The sequence below is a fragment of the Streptomyces sp. NBC_00459 genome (genome assembly GCF_036013955.1).
Classification (GTDB): domain Bacteria; phylum Actinomycetota; class Actinomycetes; order Streptomycetales; family Streptomycetaceae; genus Streptomyces.
Window position 1 is genome coordinate 4,578,821 of sequence record NZ_CP107903.1, and the last position, 14,071, is coordinate 4,592,891.

Annotated in this window: 9 protein-coding genes and 1 pseudogene; 5 read left to right on the forward strand and 5 right to left on the reverse strand. The window is 72.0% G+C overall.

The window, feature by feature from the left end; genetic code table 11:
- Positions 1–22: 22 nt before the first annotated feature.
- The 4 genes from OHN74_RS20010 to OHN74_RS20025 all read right to left on the reverse strand — a co-directional run bounded on the left by OHN74_RS20010 (position 23) and on the right by OHN74_RS20025 (position 6,954).
- On the reverse strand, positions 23–2,098 hold the full coding sequence (locus tag OHN74_RS20010; RefSeq protein ID WP_327700189.1) for an ATP-binding protein: 2,076 nt from the start codon (positions 2,096–2,098) through the stop codon (positions 23–25).
- Between the two features lie 41 nt (positions 2,099–2,139).
- Complete coding sequence (locus tag OHN74_RS20015; RefSeq protein ID WP_327695928.1) at positions 2,140–2,850, reverse strand: DUF4255 domain-containing protein; 711 nt, start codon at positions 2,848–2,850, stop codon at positions 2,140–2,142.
- A complete protein-coding gene (locus tag OHN74_RS20020; protein WP_327700190.1) occupies positions 2,847–5,993 on the reverse strand; it encodes a hypothetical protein in 3,147 nt (1,048 codons plus the stop codon). Before OHN74_RS20020 ends, OHN74_RS20015 begins: the two co-directional genes overlap by 4 nt.
- A gap of 262 nt (positions 5,994–6,255) precedes the next feature.
- Positions 6,256–6,954 (reverse strand): helix-turn-helix transcriptional regulator, encoded by a 699-nt coding sequence (locus OHN74_RS20025; protein ID WP_327695929.1) that lies wholly within the window; start codon positions 6,952–6,954, stop codon positions 6,256–6,258.
- A gap of 240 nt (positions 6,955–7,194) precedes the next feature.
- Here OHN74_RS20025 and OHN74_RS20030 point away from each other — a divergent pair, with 240 nt between their 5' ends.
- From OHN74_RS20030 to OHN74_RS20040, 3 genes and pseudogenes are all read left to right on the forward strand, one after another.
- Positions 7,195–8,568 carry a COG1470 family protein gene (locus OHN74_RS20030; RefSeq protein WP_327695930.1) on the forward strand — a complete coding sequence of 458 codons (1,374 nt, stop codon included), beginning with the start codon at positions 7,195–7,197 and terminating at the stop codon, positions 8,566–8,568.
- Positions 8,569–9,071: 503 nt separating this feature from the next.
- Positions 9,072–10,424: pseudogene (locus tag OHN74_RS20035) on the forward strand (jacalin-like lectin); the annotation flags it as partial.
- Positions 10,416–10,844, forward strand: coding sequence for an RICIN domain-containing protein (locus OHN74_RS20040; protein ID WP_327700191.1), 429 nt, complete (start codon positions 10,416–10,418; stop codon positions 10,842–10,844). The pseudogene OHN74_RS20035 and the gene OHN74_RS20040, both read left to right, overlap by 9 nt.
- A 90-nt stretch (positions 10,845–10,934) precedes the next feature.
- Here OHN74_RS20040 and OHN74_RS20045 read toward each other — a convergent pair whose 3' ends face one another.
- Entirely contained in the window at positions 10,935–11,888 is a 954-nt protein-coding gene (locus tag OHN74_RS20045) for an ACP S-malonyltransferase (RefSeq protein WP_327695931.1), read from the reverse strand.
- Between the two features lie 299 nt (positions 11,889–12,187).
- Between OHN74_RS20045 and OHN74_RS20050 the strand changes: the two genes are divergently transcribed.
- Both OHN74_RS20050 and OHN74_RS20055 read left to right on the forward strand, forming a co-directional pair.
- Entirely contained in the window at positions 12,188–13,732 is a 1,545-nt protein-coding gene (locus tag OHN74_RS20050) for an acyl-CoA carboxylase subunit beta (RefSeq protein ID WP_327700192.1), read from the forward strand.
- Positions 13,729–13,971: an acyl-CoA carboxylase subunit epsilon gene (locus OHN74_RS20055; protein WP_327695932.1), complete on the forward strand. Its 243-nt coding sequence runs from the start codon at positions 13,729–13,731 to the stop codon at positions 13,969–13,971. The genes OHN74_RS20050 and OHN74_RS20055 overlap by 4 nt, the downstream gene beginning before the upstream one ends.
- The last annotated feature ends 100 nt before the right edge of the window (positions 13,972–14,071 follow it).

Here is a 14,071-nt window from a genome sequence, read left to right on the forward strand (position 1 = left end):
GGGTTCGCGGCCGGGTTCGCGGCTAGGCCCCGGTCGCCTCCGCCGTGTACGGCCCGAACTCGCCCTCCAGTACCAGCCGCCCCAGCTTGCGGTACTCCTGCGCGACCGCCGTCACCAGCTGCCGCATGGTGAGCGGGCTGCCGGACTCCGCCGCGAGGTAGGCAGCGGTCACCGCGCAGGCGCGGATGGAGCCGCCGGCGAGTTCGAAGCGGTCGGCGCAGAAGGCGAGGTCGAGGTCGTCGGCGCGGGGCAGGCGGTCGCCCAGGCAGCGCTCCCACAGGGCGAGGCGCTGGCCCGAGTCGGGCACCGGGAAGTCGGCCACCACGTCGAGGCGGCGGGTGAACGCCTCGTCCAGGTTGGCCCGCAGGTTGGTGGTCAGCACCGCGATGCCGTCGAACGACTCCATGCGCTGCAGCAGATACGCCGACTCGATGTTGGCGTGCCGGTCGTGCGCGCCCTTCACCTCCGAGCGCTTGCCGAAGATCGCGTCGGCCTCGTCGAAGAGCAGCACCGCGTTGACCGCGGAGGCCTCGGTGAAGATCCGCTCCAGGTTCTTCTCGGTCTCCCCGATGTACTTGTCCACAACTGTGGACAGGTCCACCACATACAGGTCCATGCCCAGGTCGGCGGCGACGACCTCGGCGGACATCGTCTTGCCGGTGCCCGACTCGCCGGCGAACAGCGCGATCACGCCGCGCCCCCGGCCGCCGCCGGGCCGCATCCCCCACTGCCCGAGCACCTGCTCACGGTGGCGGGCGCGCAGCGCGAGTTCGCGCAGCCGCCGGTCCGTGGTGGGCGGCAGCACCAGATCGTCCCAGCCGACGCCCGGCTCCACCCGGCGGGCGAGCCGGTCGAGCCCCGCGCCGTTCTGGGCCCGTACGGCGGTGCGCAGATCGTCGGGGCGGACCGGGCGGTCCGCGAGGGCGGCCGTGCGCACCGCCACATCGGCGGCACGGCGCAACTGCCCGGAGTCCAGGCGGTGCGCGGCGACCGCCTCGGCGAGGGCTTCCACGTCGCCGATCACCACGCCGTCACCCGCGGCATCGTCGAGGGCGTACCGCCAGCGCGCGGCCTGCCGTTCGGGCGAGGGCGCCGGCACGGTCAGGACGACGGGGGTGTCGGCGGCCCACTCCGGGGCCCAGCCGACGGTGCCGTGCGTGAACAGGGGGATGCCCCGCAGCGCCGCGCACAACGCCCCGAGCGTGCGGGCCCGTTCGGCGGGTTCGCCGGGCAGCGCCTCCAGGGGTCCGAGGACGACCCCGGCGCCGGTCAGACGGGCTTCGAGGGCGGCGATCCGGGCGAGTTCCGGTACGTCGCCGGGGCGCCGGGAGAGCGCCGTCGCGTCCAGGACGAGCGGGCGCAGCCCGGCCGCGCTCAGGGCGGCGGTGGCCAGCCCCGCGGCGTCGCCACCCCGGCTGCGCAGATGGACGAGGCCGACGCCGGTCCCGGCGGCGGACGCCGTCCGGTGGACGTCCGTCGTCTCGGCGGTCGGGTCCTCACGGGCCTCGCCGAGCACCCCGGCGAGCCTGGCGTCGGGCCGGGCGCTGCCCAGCAGATGCCCGGTCACCCGGTCGGGCACCGCCAACACCCTTGACAGCGGCGGCCGTTCGGGCTCGGTGACCTCCACCAGACCGCCCGCGACCAGCGGCGACCCGGGAGCGAGCCGGAACCGGGCGGCTGCCGCCCCGCCCAGCCCGCACAGCTCCAGGGCGAGCCCGACCGTGGGCCGACGGCGGGTCAGGTCGTCGTTGAGATAGCCGTAGAGCCGCTCGAACCGCGCGTCGAGGTCGGGTGCCACCGCGACCAGGAGCAGGTCCAGATCCAGCGGGGACAGCCCGAACCGCTGGGCGAGGCCGTCGAGTACGGACCCGGCGGGCGGCTGGCGGGGCTCGTGCGCGGGCACGTCGAGACCACCCGGCTCGTCCAGGATGCGGGCGACCGCGTCGGGGGTGAGGTACTGCCCGCGATACGGGTCGTCGGGATCGGGATCGGCGGCACGGCGGACAGCCACGGCATGCCGCACCCGCTCCTCGACCAACCGCAGCCGCGCCCACAGGTGTTCCACACCGGCGGACACGGGGTCGGCGTCGACGGACACTCGGTCAGGGCCGACCACGACCACGGGTTCGACGGTGTGCGTCACGGCTGGCGGTCCCCTCGGCGGCGGCGACGGGCTGGGGCGGATCCCCGTTCTCGCGGGCCGGCGAAGCCGCCGTCCGGGCCCGGGTCGGTCGCCTCCTGGTAGCGCAGCCGGCGGCCCGGCGTCGTCTCTCCGCTCTCGCTACGGGTGGCCGAGCGCACGACGAGGCCTTCGGTGACCGGCGGCGCGGTCACCGTGGTCACACCGGCGAGCGGCGCGCTCACCCGTATCTGGAGCGAGGCCTTCAGCTCGCCGCCGAGCGCCGACCACACGTCGGCGGCGGCCGGTGCGTCGAGCCGGGTCCCGCCGGCGTCCAGTCCCACCGCCAGGCCGAGCTCGGCGAGCGTGCCGGTGAGCAGGCGGGCGGGCAGGGTGTCGCGGGCCACCAGGGTCGCCAACACCTGCGAGAGCAGGCGGTGTTCGTCCTGCGGGCGGCTCGCCCATGCCGTGACCAGGTACGTCAGCTCGAACCAGCGGGGCGGGGTGCGCCGCGCCACCAGATGGCCGTCGGCGTCGTACACCTCACCGGCGCCGCTGCCGCGCCGGACGGCGTCCTCCCGGATGTCGTAGAGGAAGACGCAGACGGTGGGGGCGCTGCGGCGTGCGGCCCAGTCCCGGGTGGGGGCGTCGAGGACCACTTCGACGCCCGACGCCTCCAGGCCGGACTCGCCGAGCAGCCGGCGCAGCCCCTCGTCGACCTCGTGGATCACCGGCGGGTCACCTCGTCGGGCGGCTGGACGGTCCCGCTGACCACCAGGAAGTCGGTCTTCACCGGTGAGAACCCGGGGCCCCTGGCGGTGATGACGCGCGGTCCGGTCTGGTCCTTGGCGAGGATGAGCAACTGGCCGATGAAGGTGCCGTCCCGCTTCGGCACGGTCGGTGCCGCCGCCGCGGTGATCCCCGGATTCCAGGTGAACCGCACCGGCGCTCCCGGCGGGAAGTCCTTGCCGCGCACCGAGGTGACGAAGCCGGGCTTGCCGACGTTCGGCACCGCGACGATGCGGGGCTGGAGGATGCGCAGCCGCAGCCGGGCGGTGTTGTCGCCCTTGTCGGCGTCCGTGCCGGTGGTGGTGAGCAGGCCGGTGACGTTGCCGGTCAGCGCCTTGTCCGGGCTGAGGACGACCCGGACCACGGTGCTCGCGCGCGGCTCCAGGTCCGGCAGCGCGCACACCCAGGACGTGTCGCAGCCCGCCGGCGGCCCGCTGTCCGGGATGCCGTTGGGCAGGCCGACACGCAGCCGCAGCCCGGTCGCGAGCGCGTTGCGGCCGTTGCGGACGGTGTAGGTCACCACGACGCGTCCGCCGACGTAGCCCGGGTTGGGCTGGGCGGTGACCTTCACGCCGGGTCCGGCGTCCGGCGCGGGCGGCTCGGCGGGCACGGACGGTTCGGTGGGTTCGGCCGGCACGGTGGGCACTGTGGGCACGGTCATCGTGGGCGTCGGGGTCGGGGTCGGCGGGGCCTCGCGCACCGGGACCACGGTCCGGCCGGCGTTGTCGCTGGGCTCGGGGTCCAGGACCGTGCCGGTGACCGACCAGTCGACGGGCTGGTCTCCTGTGGTGAGGCCGGTGAGGGTGACGCTCACCGTGACGGTGGTGCCGGGCCGCACCACGCCGACAACGCACTGCAGGGAGGCGGCGTCGCAGGTACCGCCGGGCCAGGTCACCGTGGTGACCTGCACACCGGCCGGCGGGGCGATGGTCAGCGTGGTGCCGGGCGAGGCGGCGGGCCCGTTGTTCACGACGTCCACCTGGACGGTCGTGGACCCGCCGACGATGACCTCGGGCGTGGTGCCGGGCGCCCGCACGGCGAGGTTCACCGACTGCTGGACGCTGGGTTCCTTCTGCCGGCCCGGGAGCGTACTGGTGAGCGGGGTCAGGTCGCCGGAGTCGACGTCCAACAGGCTCAGTTTTTCAGGGCTGTTGGCGGCCACGGCGGCCCGTGAGCTGATCACCAGGCTCGTGCCGTCGGCCGTCCAGGCGGCGTCGCGCGGCTGGAAGGGACCGGTGGCCGAGGTGTCCGGCAGCTGCCGGCCGCAGGCGCCGGGCAGGTCGCGGGCGGCTGCGGGGGTCAGCACCCGGCAGTCGTCGCCCGACAGGGAGGTCAGAAGGATGCCGTCGCGTCGGTCGACCGCGCCGCCGCCGCTCTTGCGGTTGAAGGCGATGCCGGTCCCGTCCGGCGAGAACGCCGGGCTGTCGTCGATGACCTCGCAGGCGCCCGGGCAGATCCTGGAACTCAGGTCGCGCTGCCGGGTCAGGTCGTTCACGGGCACGGTCCAGATGTGCTTGTTGCCGCCGCCCCCGTCGATCACCTCGCTGCGGGTGAAGGCCAGGGTGGTGCCGTCGGAGGACCAGGTGGGCTGGGCGTCACGGCCCGTCTGCTCCCCGGCCGGCGGAGTGACCTCGCCGGTGATCGCCCCGGTGGTCGCGTCCGCGACGAGGATCCGGCTGGGACCGGCGGCCTCACCGACACCGCCCGGCGAAGTCCGGGTGAAGGCGAGGTACTTGCCGTCCGGGGAGAACGTCGGGTCGGTGTCCCAGTCCGTCGCGGCACGGCCCGCCAGTGGCATGGGCGCCGCGTCGGAGCCGTCGGCGTCCACCGTCCAGATCCGCTCGATCCGTCGTCCGTCGGTGTCGGTCTCGAAGCGGGTGACGACGATCCGGCGGCCGTCGGGTGTGTAGTTCTGCCGCTCGGTCCACGGGTCGTACCCGGCGGCGGGCTGGAACAGCGGGTCCTTGGCGGGATCGGTGTTGGTGTCGGCCGCCGGGTCCTCGTTGAGGATCGTCAGCCCCAGGTCGCGCGGGTCGGACCCGTCCGCCCGGGCGTCCTGCAACGTCACCACGTGCGGGCCGGCCGCCGAGGTGCGCTCGACCACCACGCCACCGCCGTCGAGCGGACCCGACCAGGTGACCGTGGAGACCTCCCGGTCCTCGTTCAGCACCAGCGAGGGGACCTGGTCGGCGTGGGCGGTCGTCCGGAACACATGGTCCCAGTCGCCCTCGCACTCACAGGTGATCTCGGGGCTCAGGAACACCACACCGTCCCCGTCGGGCAGCCACGCTGCCCCATGGGCCCGCCACTGTGCCTGCGCGCCCCCGAGCAGGGGTTCGTCGCCGTTCGCGTTCGCGTTCGCCACCCGCAGCCGGGGCACGCTCCGCCCTTCGGCGGTGGTCGTGGCGGTGTACGCGATCCAGTCCCGGTTCTCTTCGTCGTTCACCGGGTTCCACACGGGTTCGGTGGCCGTGCCGTTCGCGGGGTCGGTGATCCGGACGGCGGTACCGCCCGCCAGCGGCCGTACGTAGACCTGCTCCCCCGTCAGTGCGTCGCTGTCGCTCGCGTACGCCAGCCGCTGCCCCTCGGGGGAGACCGTCGGGCTCTCCTCGTTCGCGGGGGTGTCCGTGAGCCGCGTCAGGCCGGTGCCGTCGGTGCGCACCAGCCACAGGTCGCGCTGCGTACCGTCGCCCGGGCCCGCGGACCCGGCAGCGTCGAACACCACGGACGTGCCGTCCGGTGTCAGCCGGGGATGCGCCGCGTCCATGCCGCCGGTCAGACGCCGTACGGCACCGTCGGCGGACCGCAGATAGATCTGCGGGGTCGCTTCGTCGCGCAGGCTCGCGAAGACCAGCTGGTCGCCGAGGGCGGCCGGCTGGACGTCGGAGTGGGCCGGTCCCGCGCCGAACAGCGGGGTACTGGAGGTCGTGGTGGCCACCTGGCCGAGACTGCGGTGCCGGGTGCCGGCGTAGGTCATCCGGGTGTTCGTGGTGTCGGCGGCCGCTGCCCGCGCCGCGGGTTCGGCGCTGCCCGGCCCGGAGGCCGCCGTCACCCCGAGCAACGGGGCGAGCAGCAGCAACGCCATGCCGAGTCTTCCCGGGCGGTACCGCCCGCCGGGGCCGGGCGGTGTCCGGCGGATGCGCGTGCCGGCGCCCGCGACGCCGAGCTGATCCGCCGGGCACTCCCTAGCGGTTCCCATGGAGGTCCCTCTCGCAGTCTGGAATGCGGCACGTGGACGGGCCCCCGCCATCCTGCGACGACCGCGCACGACACGGCAGGGAGACGGAGCCGTACCTGGGGGAAACGTGCGGTGCGCTTTCGGGCAGCGCCGACGTACCCGACTGTCGTCAGATGAGTCCGTTCCGCAGCGCATAGCCCACCGCATGGGTCCGGTTGCGCAGTTGGAGGCGGGTGATGATCTCGTGCAGGACGTTCTTGACGGTCCGTTCGGAGTACGCGGTCTTGCGGGCGATCTCCGCGGTGTCCAGCCCCTCCGACACCAGGCGCAGCATGTCCGCCTCCCGTGTGGTCAGCGTGGACAGGGACAGGCCCTGCGGATCGAGCGCCGAGCGCTGGAGGCTGCCGACGTGGGAGAGCAGCTTGCCGAGCAGGTCACCGGGCAGCACTCCCTCGCCGTTGGCCGTCGCGAGGACCAGGTGGACGAGCCGGTCCTGGTCGGCCTCGGCGCGCCGCAGCACCGCCGACACGCCGCACTCGATGACGCGTTGCAGCGCGCCGGAGCCGAGAGTGCCGACCACAAGGCCCACGCGGGTGGCGGAGTTGAGCCGCAGCCGGTGCAGCAGGGCGGTCACGTCGTCGCCGACGTGGTCCACGACCACCAGCGACACCTGGGCCCTCTCGGCGTCGGTGTCGACCTCGGCGAGCAGGTCGACCTCGGGACGGTGGCGTAACTGCTGGACCACGCCGACGCGCAGGATCGGATCGGCGGCGTAGACGGCCACGGTCACCCGTTCCGGCCGACCGGTGCGAGAGACCCGGCTCCCGGAGCCGACGGTGGCGTGGTCGTAGGACATGGAGACGGACATGGCAGGGGTGTTCTCCTCCGCGCGGGGCATTGGGGGACCTGTTCGTTGAGTTCGTGAGTTCGTGGGGGAGGATCGCTGGGGCCGGACGAACACCGGAAGGCGGCGCGCGGGAGCCGTCGGTTAACATCAACGACCAACTGCTAAGGGCGAGTTGACGGTGTCTTCGCGGGCACCACGACTGCCCGGGTGTTGCCCTCGTACCCCTCGGCCAATGCCGGCCGGCGCTTCTACCGTGGTGGCGTGACGCCTTCTGCAGCCTCTTCCGGTCCCGGTGCGCCCGGACTCGACATCCCGGTCGTGACAGTGGCCCCTGGCGGCACCGCCACGACCAGTCTGACCGTCCGCAACGACAGCGACATCGTCGAGGCCTACAGCCTGGAGGTCGTAGGGGACTGTGCCTCCTGGACCACCGTGGAACCCGCGCGGGTCTCCCTCTACCCCGGCACCTCCGAGACGGTGACGATCCGTCTGGAGCCGCCGCGCTCCCCGACGATCCGGGCCGGCGAGGTGCCCCTCGCGATCCGGGTCCTGCCGAACGAGCATCCCGACGCGGTACGGGTTCCCGAAACCACCGTGCACATCGAGGAGTTCCACGAGCTGCGCACCGAGCTGCTGCCGCGCCGACGGCGCGGCTGGCTGCGGGGCCGATACCGGCTGGCGGTGCGCAACGAGGGCAACACCCCGGTGCAGGTGGGCTTCACCCCGGGCCAGCCGGGCGAGGAGCTGGCGTTCGCCTTCAACCCGGCCGAGCCGAAGCTGGAGCCCGGCGAGTCGGTCGAGGTCGGGCTGCGGGTCCGTACCGGCAAGCCCGTGTGGTTCGGCTCCCCGATGGTGTGGCCGTTCACCCTGGCCACCGCCGAGACCGGCGACCTGGACGGGACCCGGCCGGCCAGGACCCAGCCGGACGAGATCGCCGTCCGGCCGCCGCTGGACGCGGAGTTCATCCAGATCCCCGTCTTCCCGAAGTGGCTGCTCGCCGTGCTCGCGGTGCTGCTCGCGCTGCTGCTCGCCTGGTTCACGCTGGTCCGCCCGGCGGTGCGCAGCGCCGCGAAGGAGGCGGCCACCGAGGTGGTCCAGCCGCGCCCCACGCCCGCAGGAGAGCAGGACGCGGGCGGGCAGACACCCGGCAACGGGTCCGGTGGCGCGAGCCCCTCGCCCGACGGGCAGGGCAATGACAACGGCACGGGCACGGGCACAGCTCCCGGAGCAGGTGACGACGGCACGTCGACCGGGGACGGCGGCACCACGATCGGCGGCGGTCAGCAGAGCTCGGAGACCATCGACCTGAAGACCTCCAGCGGGACGACCGAATCCGGTTTCCACAAGGTGGCCGAGAAGACGGTCTTCGGTGTGACGGACATCGTCGTCGCCAACTTCCAGGGTGACGAAGGGGTGATGACGATCAGCTTCGGCAACCGCAAGATCACCACGATCGCCCTGGAAACCTTCCGCAACCAGGACTACCACTGGGTCACCCCCATCAAGATCACCGCGAACAACCGCGTGACCATCCAAGTGACCTGCACAAAGCCGGGCACTCCGGCCACCGGCCGCCAGGCGCAGGAATGTCACGAAGTCCTCAACGTGAGCGGTGTCGTCAGCCGCACCGAGTAGTGACCGAGTGGTGGCAGCGAACCGCACCTCAAGCTTCCGATCATTTTTGATCAGTGTCGACTACATCTGTAAAGAGTGGTCACCTCTTCTGTCCAGAAACTGATAACTCTGGTCTCAATAACGGCGACCGGCCGCACGCGGCACACACGCGACACACACCCGGCAACCGGACCCACGACACCGTCACGGTCGCCGCAGCGAGAACGATCCGCCGGAAGCCGGACGCCGGACGGACAGGCCGCGCCTCCGCATCGGACTCCGGTCGCCGCGGAGGCGCCTTCCTGTGAGTCCGAAGACGACCTCCACAAGCGCTTACATCAGAGGGCTGTCGACGCGTACAGTCGCACCGCGCCTGCACCCCCGACAGGACGGGCGTCCCCCCGCACTCCCCAGTTCCCCTGTTGCGCGCCGGCCGCGATCCACGCATGCCCGAAGCATCCAATTTGGCATGCACTGAACATGTATCGCCCCGGCGTCCGCACCGCATCACCAAGGAGACACCGATGCGAAGACTTCTCTCCTGTCTGGCCACAGGCGCCCTCGCGCTCGCCGGTCTGGGCGCGACCGTCGCGACGGCGACGCCCGCCGCGGCGGCCACGGCAGCGGCATCCGGCACCTTCAACGTGCTGTCCTACAACGTCGCCGGGCTCCCGGAGATCCTCTCCAGCGCGTCGACCGACCGCGAGACCTCGACGACGGCGATCGGCCAGCGGATCGCGCCGTACGACATCGTCCAGGTCCAGGAGGACTTCAACTACCACGCCTACCTCTACGCCGGCGACACCAGCCACGCCTACCGCACCCCCACCAGCGGCGGCGCCGGCATCGGCAGCGGCCTCAACACCCTCTCGAAGATCTCCTACGACGAGGACGACTTCGAACGGGTCGGCTGGAACTCCTGCCAGTGGGACTCCGGCGACTGTCTGACCCCCAAGGGCTTCACCTTCATGCGTGAGCGCCTCGCCGAGGGCGTCTACGTCGACTTCTACAACCTGCACACCAACGCCGGCACCAACGACGGCGACCTGGCCTCACGCGCCGACAACCTCAACCAGCTGACGGCGTTCATCCAGTCCCACTCGGCCGGCAACGCCGTCGTGGTCATGGGCGACACCAACACCCGCTACACCCGCTCCGGCGACACCATCGCCGAGTTCAACGCCGCGAACGGTCTCACCGACGCCTGGGTGAAGAACATCCTCGGCGGTGTGGCCCCGGCCAAGGGCAGCGACGCGCTCGTCTGCGACCAGACCGGCGCCACCGTGCCCAACACCTGCGAGGTCGTCGACAAGATCCTCTACCGCAGCAGCAGGTTCGTCACCCTCGACTCGACGAGCTACAACAACGAGCACTCCAGTTTCCTGGAGTCCGGCACCGGTCTCATGCTCTCCGACCACGACCCGATCACCGCGGCCTTCACCTGGAAGACCAACCCCGCCTACCAGTTCAGCGACCAGTTCGGCGGCCCGCACGGCGACTACTTCACCGACGTCAACAGCGTTCCGTGGGGCGCCCAGGCCACCACGATCTCCCTGCGCGCCGGTGACCGGGTCGACCAGGTCGGGGTGACCCTGAGCAACGGTACGACGCTCACCCACGGCGGCACCGGGGGCACGGCCTCGTCCCTGACCCTGGGCAGCACCGAGTACGTGACCGGCGCGTACCTGTGCCAGGGCAAGTACAACAACACCACGCGGATCTTCTACGCGAAGTTCACCACCAGCCTCGGCCGCACCCTCGCCGGTGGCTCCACCACCTCGGACTGTGTCACCCGCAGCGCGCCCTCGGGCTGGCAGATCGCCGGGTTCCACGGCCGGACCGGCGACGAGCTCGACAAGATCGGCTTCATCTACACGCCGAACGACTTCAAGCTGGTCAACCGGGCGACCGGCAAGTGCCTCGACGTGAACAACTGGTCGTCCGACGACGGGGCGAACGTCCAGTTGTGGACCTGCACGGGCGGTGCCAACCAGCGCTGGCGCGTCGAACCGCTGGGCGACGGCACCAGCCGGATCATCAGCACGGTCAGCGACAAGGCTCTCGACGTCAACGACTGCGGCACCGCCGACGGGACCAACATCCAGCAGTGGACGTGGTGGGACAACGCCTGCCAGCGCTGGACGCTCACCGACACCGACAGCGGGTGGCTGCGCCTGACGAACCCCAACAGCGGCAAGGTCGCGGACGTGGCGGACTGCGCCAGCTCGGACGGCACCGACGTCCGACTCTGGACCTGGCTGAACAACAACTGCCAGCAGTGGCAGCTACAGCCCTGACCCCGGTTCACCGGGATGTGCCGGCCACCGGATCAGCCCGGTGGCCGGCCATCGCCTTCCTCGGTCTTCGGTGACGGGCCGGACACCCCGTCAGGCGGTCTGCGGGACCGGGGCCTTGAAACGGTCGGACGGAATCTCCGGCAGGTTGCGCCTGGCCAGGCCGGCGAGGGTGGAGCCGGGGCCGATGTCCAGGAACGCGGTGGCGTCCAGTTCCTCGTGGAGGACGTGAAGGGTGTCCGCCCAGCGGACCCGGCTGACCAGCTGACGGGCGCACAGTTCGCGCCAGTGGGTGCCGCCCTGGTGGGCGCGTGCGTCGACGTTGGCCACCACCGGGACCGTCCCCGTCACGAAACCCGTCAGCTCCAGGGCCCGGCTCAGGGCCACGCCGGCCGGTTCCATGTAAGGGCTGTGGCAGGCGGCGGTGACCGGCAGGACGCTGTAGCGCAGGCCGGCCTCGGCCGCGCGGACGGCGGTGACCTCCACGGCCGTACGGCTGCCCGCGATCACCGTCTGCTGCGGGCTGTTGTGGTTGGCCACCCACAGCTCGGCACCGTCCCGGGAGGCCGCCTCCACCAGCGCCTCGACCTGTTCCACGGCACCGCCCATCACGGCGGCCATCGCGCCGGGCCGCCGCCGGGCCGCCTCCGCCATGGCCCGGCCCCGCTCGCCCACCAGCCAGGCGCCGTCGGTCACCGACAGCGCCTCCGCCGCCACCAGGGCCGAGTACTCACCGAGGCTGTGTCCGGCGACGGCGACGACGCGCGCGGCTGCGTGCGGATCGTGCCTCCGGAACTCCGACCAGGCCAGCAGGGACGCGGTGAACACCGAGATCTGGGCGTGGTCGGTGCGGGACAGGGTCTCCTGGTCCGCCGTCAGCAGCAGCTCCGCGACATCGAAGCCGGAGGCCCGGGAGACGGAGTCGACGAGCTCCCAGGACGGCGTCCCCCGCCACGGTTCGCCCATACCAGGGCGCTGCACCCCCTGACCGGGGAACAGGACGGCGTACCGCGGCTCGGCGATGGACCCGTGAACGTGCGCGACCATGATCTGCCCCTTCGAGATTCCGACGACGGTCGGAAACATCGTCGGCGGAGGCCGCTCAAGCTCCGGACCGCGTTTCCCTCATGCCCCGGCCCGCTTTTCGCTCAAGGCCCGGAAAAGAGGTCGGCGACTTTTTCCCGGCTTTAGTCAGGCATTGTCAGCGACCCCGAACCCTTCTTTCGGGCGGCCTCGATCCGGCGGCCACCCGGACGGGAGGACAAGGCATGACCATCCTGGTCGAGAAACCCATTGCGGAAAACCCGGTGCCGTTCGCCGAGTCGGAGCCCGAGCGTCCCGACAGCATGCATGTGCGCGTGGAGGAGCTACGGCGGCTGCGTGCCGAGGTGCACGCGGGGCCCGGACCGCGGGCGACCGAGGCGCAGCACGCACGAGGCAAGCGCACCGCCCGCGAGCGCATCGAACTCCTGCTGGACGAAGGGTCGTTCACCGAGCTGGAGCCACTGCGCCGGCATCGCGCGACCGGCTTCGGCCTGGAGCACCGCCGACCGCACACCGACGGCGTCATCACCGGCTGGGGCACCGTCGACGGCCGCCAGGTATTCGTCTACGCGCACGACTTCCGGATCTTCGGCGGGGCGCTCGGCGAGTCCCACGCGGGGAAGATCCACAAGTTGATGGACCTGGCGGAGGCGTCCGGCGCCCCGCTGGTGAGCCTCTGCGACGGCGCGGGCGCCCGCATCCAGGAAGGGGTGACCGCGCTCGCCGGGTACGGAGGCATCTTCAGCCGCAACGCCCGTGCCTCGGGCGTGATCCCGCAGATCAGCGTGATCCTCGGCCCGTGCGCGGGAGGCGCTGCCTACTCGCCGGCGCTGACCGACTTCACCTTCATGGTGCGGGGCGTGGCCCAGATGTTCATCACCGGCCCGGACGTCGTGCGGGCGGTCACCGGTGAGCAGGTCAGCATGGACGAGCTGGGCGGCGCCGACGTGCACGCGTCGGTGTCCGGAGTCGCGGCGTTCGCGTACGACGACGAGGCGAACTGCCTGGAGGACGTGCGCTACCTGCTGTCGTACCTGCCCTCCAACAACCGGCAGGCCCCGCCCGCGCTGCCCTGCGACGATCCGGCGGACCGGCGCACCGACCGGCTCGCCGACCTCGTCCCGGCCGACCCCGCGCGCGGGTACGACGTACGGGAGGTCATCGAGGAGATCGTCGACCACGGCGAGTACTTCGAGGTCCACCCCACGTGGGCGGGCAACATCGTGTGCGCCCTGTCCCGGATCGACGGGCAGGTGGTCGGCATCATCGCCAACCAGCCCGTCGTCGGCGCCGGGGCGCTGGACATCAAGGCCAGCGAGAAGGCCGCGCGGTTCGTGTCCCTGTGCGACGCCTTCAACATCCCGCTGGTCACCATGCTTGACGTGCCCGGCTTCCTGCCCGGCGTGGAGCAGGAGCACAACGGGATCATCCGGCACGGCGCGAAGCTGCTGTACGCGTACTGCAACGCCACCGTCCCCCGTATCCAGCTGATCCTGCGCAAGGCGTACGGCGGCGCCTACATCGTCATGGACTCCCGCTCGGTCGGGGCGGACCTGTCCTTCGCCTGGCCCACCAACGAGGTGGCGGTGATGGGCGCGGAGGGTGCCGCCAACGTCATCTTCCGCCGGCAGATCGCCGCCGCCGACGAGCCCGCGGCGATGCGCGAGCAGATGGTCAGGGAGTACCGGGCCGAGTTGATGCACCCGTACTACGCGGCCGAACGCGGCCTGGTCGACGACGTCATCGAACCGGGTGAGACCCGCGCGGTGCTCGCCCGCTCGCTGGCCATGCTGCGGACCAAGCACCGGGCGCTGCCGCAGCGCAAGCACGGGATCACCCCGCTGTGAGCGCCGCGCCGTCCGGGGCCGACGTACTGCGCGAGGCCGCCTTCCGTGTCGTACGCGGCAACCCGGATCCCGACGAACTGGGCGCGCTGGTGGCCGTGTTGACCGCACTCCGGGCACGCGCCACCGACGACGCCGCCGCCGGGCCCGCCGTCCCCCGCGCGAACTGGGACCGGGCCGGCAACGGCTACCGCGGTCCGCTCGCCTGGGTGGGCCAGGGTTCGCCCCCCGAGTTCGCTTGAGTTCGCTTTTAGTGAGCGCTTTGCCACCCCCCTCGACAATGAAATCAAGCGAGAGGAAAGGGAATTGACTCCCCGTCTCGCGCCGCATCAGGAGGACGAA

Coding starts and splice junctions, on each gene's coding strand:
- OHN74_RS20020 (WP_327700190.1), bottom strand. CDS start 5,993: ATGGCGTTGCTGCTGCTCGCCCCGTTGCTCGGGGTGACGGCGGCCTCC.
- OHN74_RS20025 (WP_327695929.1), bottom strand. CDS start 6,954: ATGTCCGTCTCCATGTCCTACGACCACGCCACCGTCGGCTCCGGGAGC.
- OHN74_RS20045 (WP_327695931.1), bottom strand. CDS start 11,888: ATGGTCGCGCACGTTCACGGGTCCATCGCCGAGCCGCGGTACGCCGTC.
- OHN74_RS20050 (WP_327700192.1), top strand. CDS start 12,188: ATGCATGTGCGCGTGGAGGAGCTACGGCGGCTGCGTGCCGAGGTGCAC.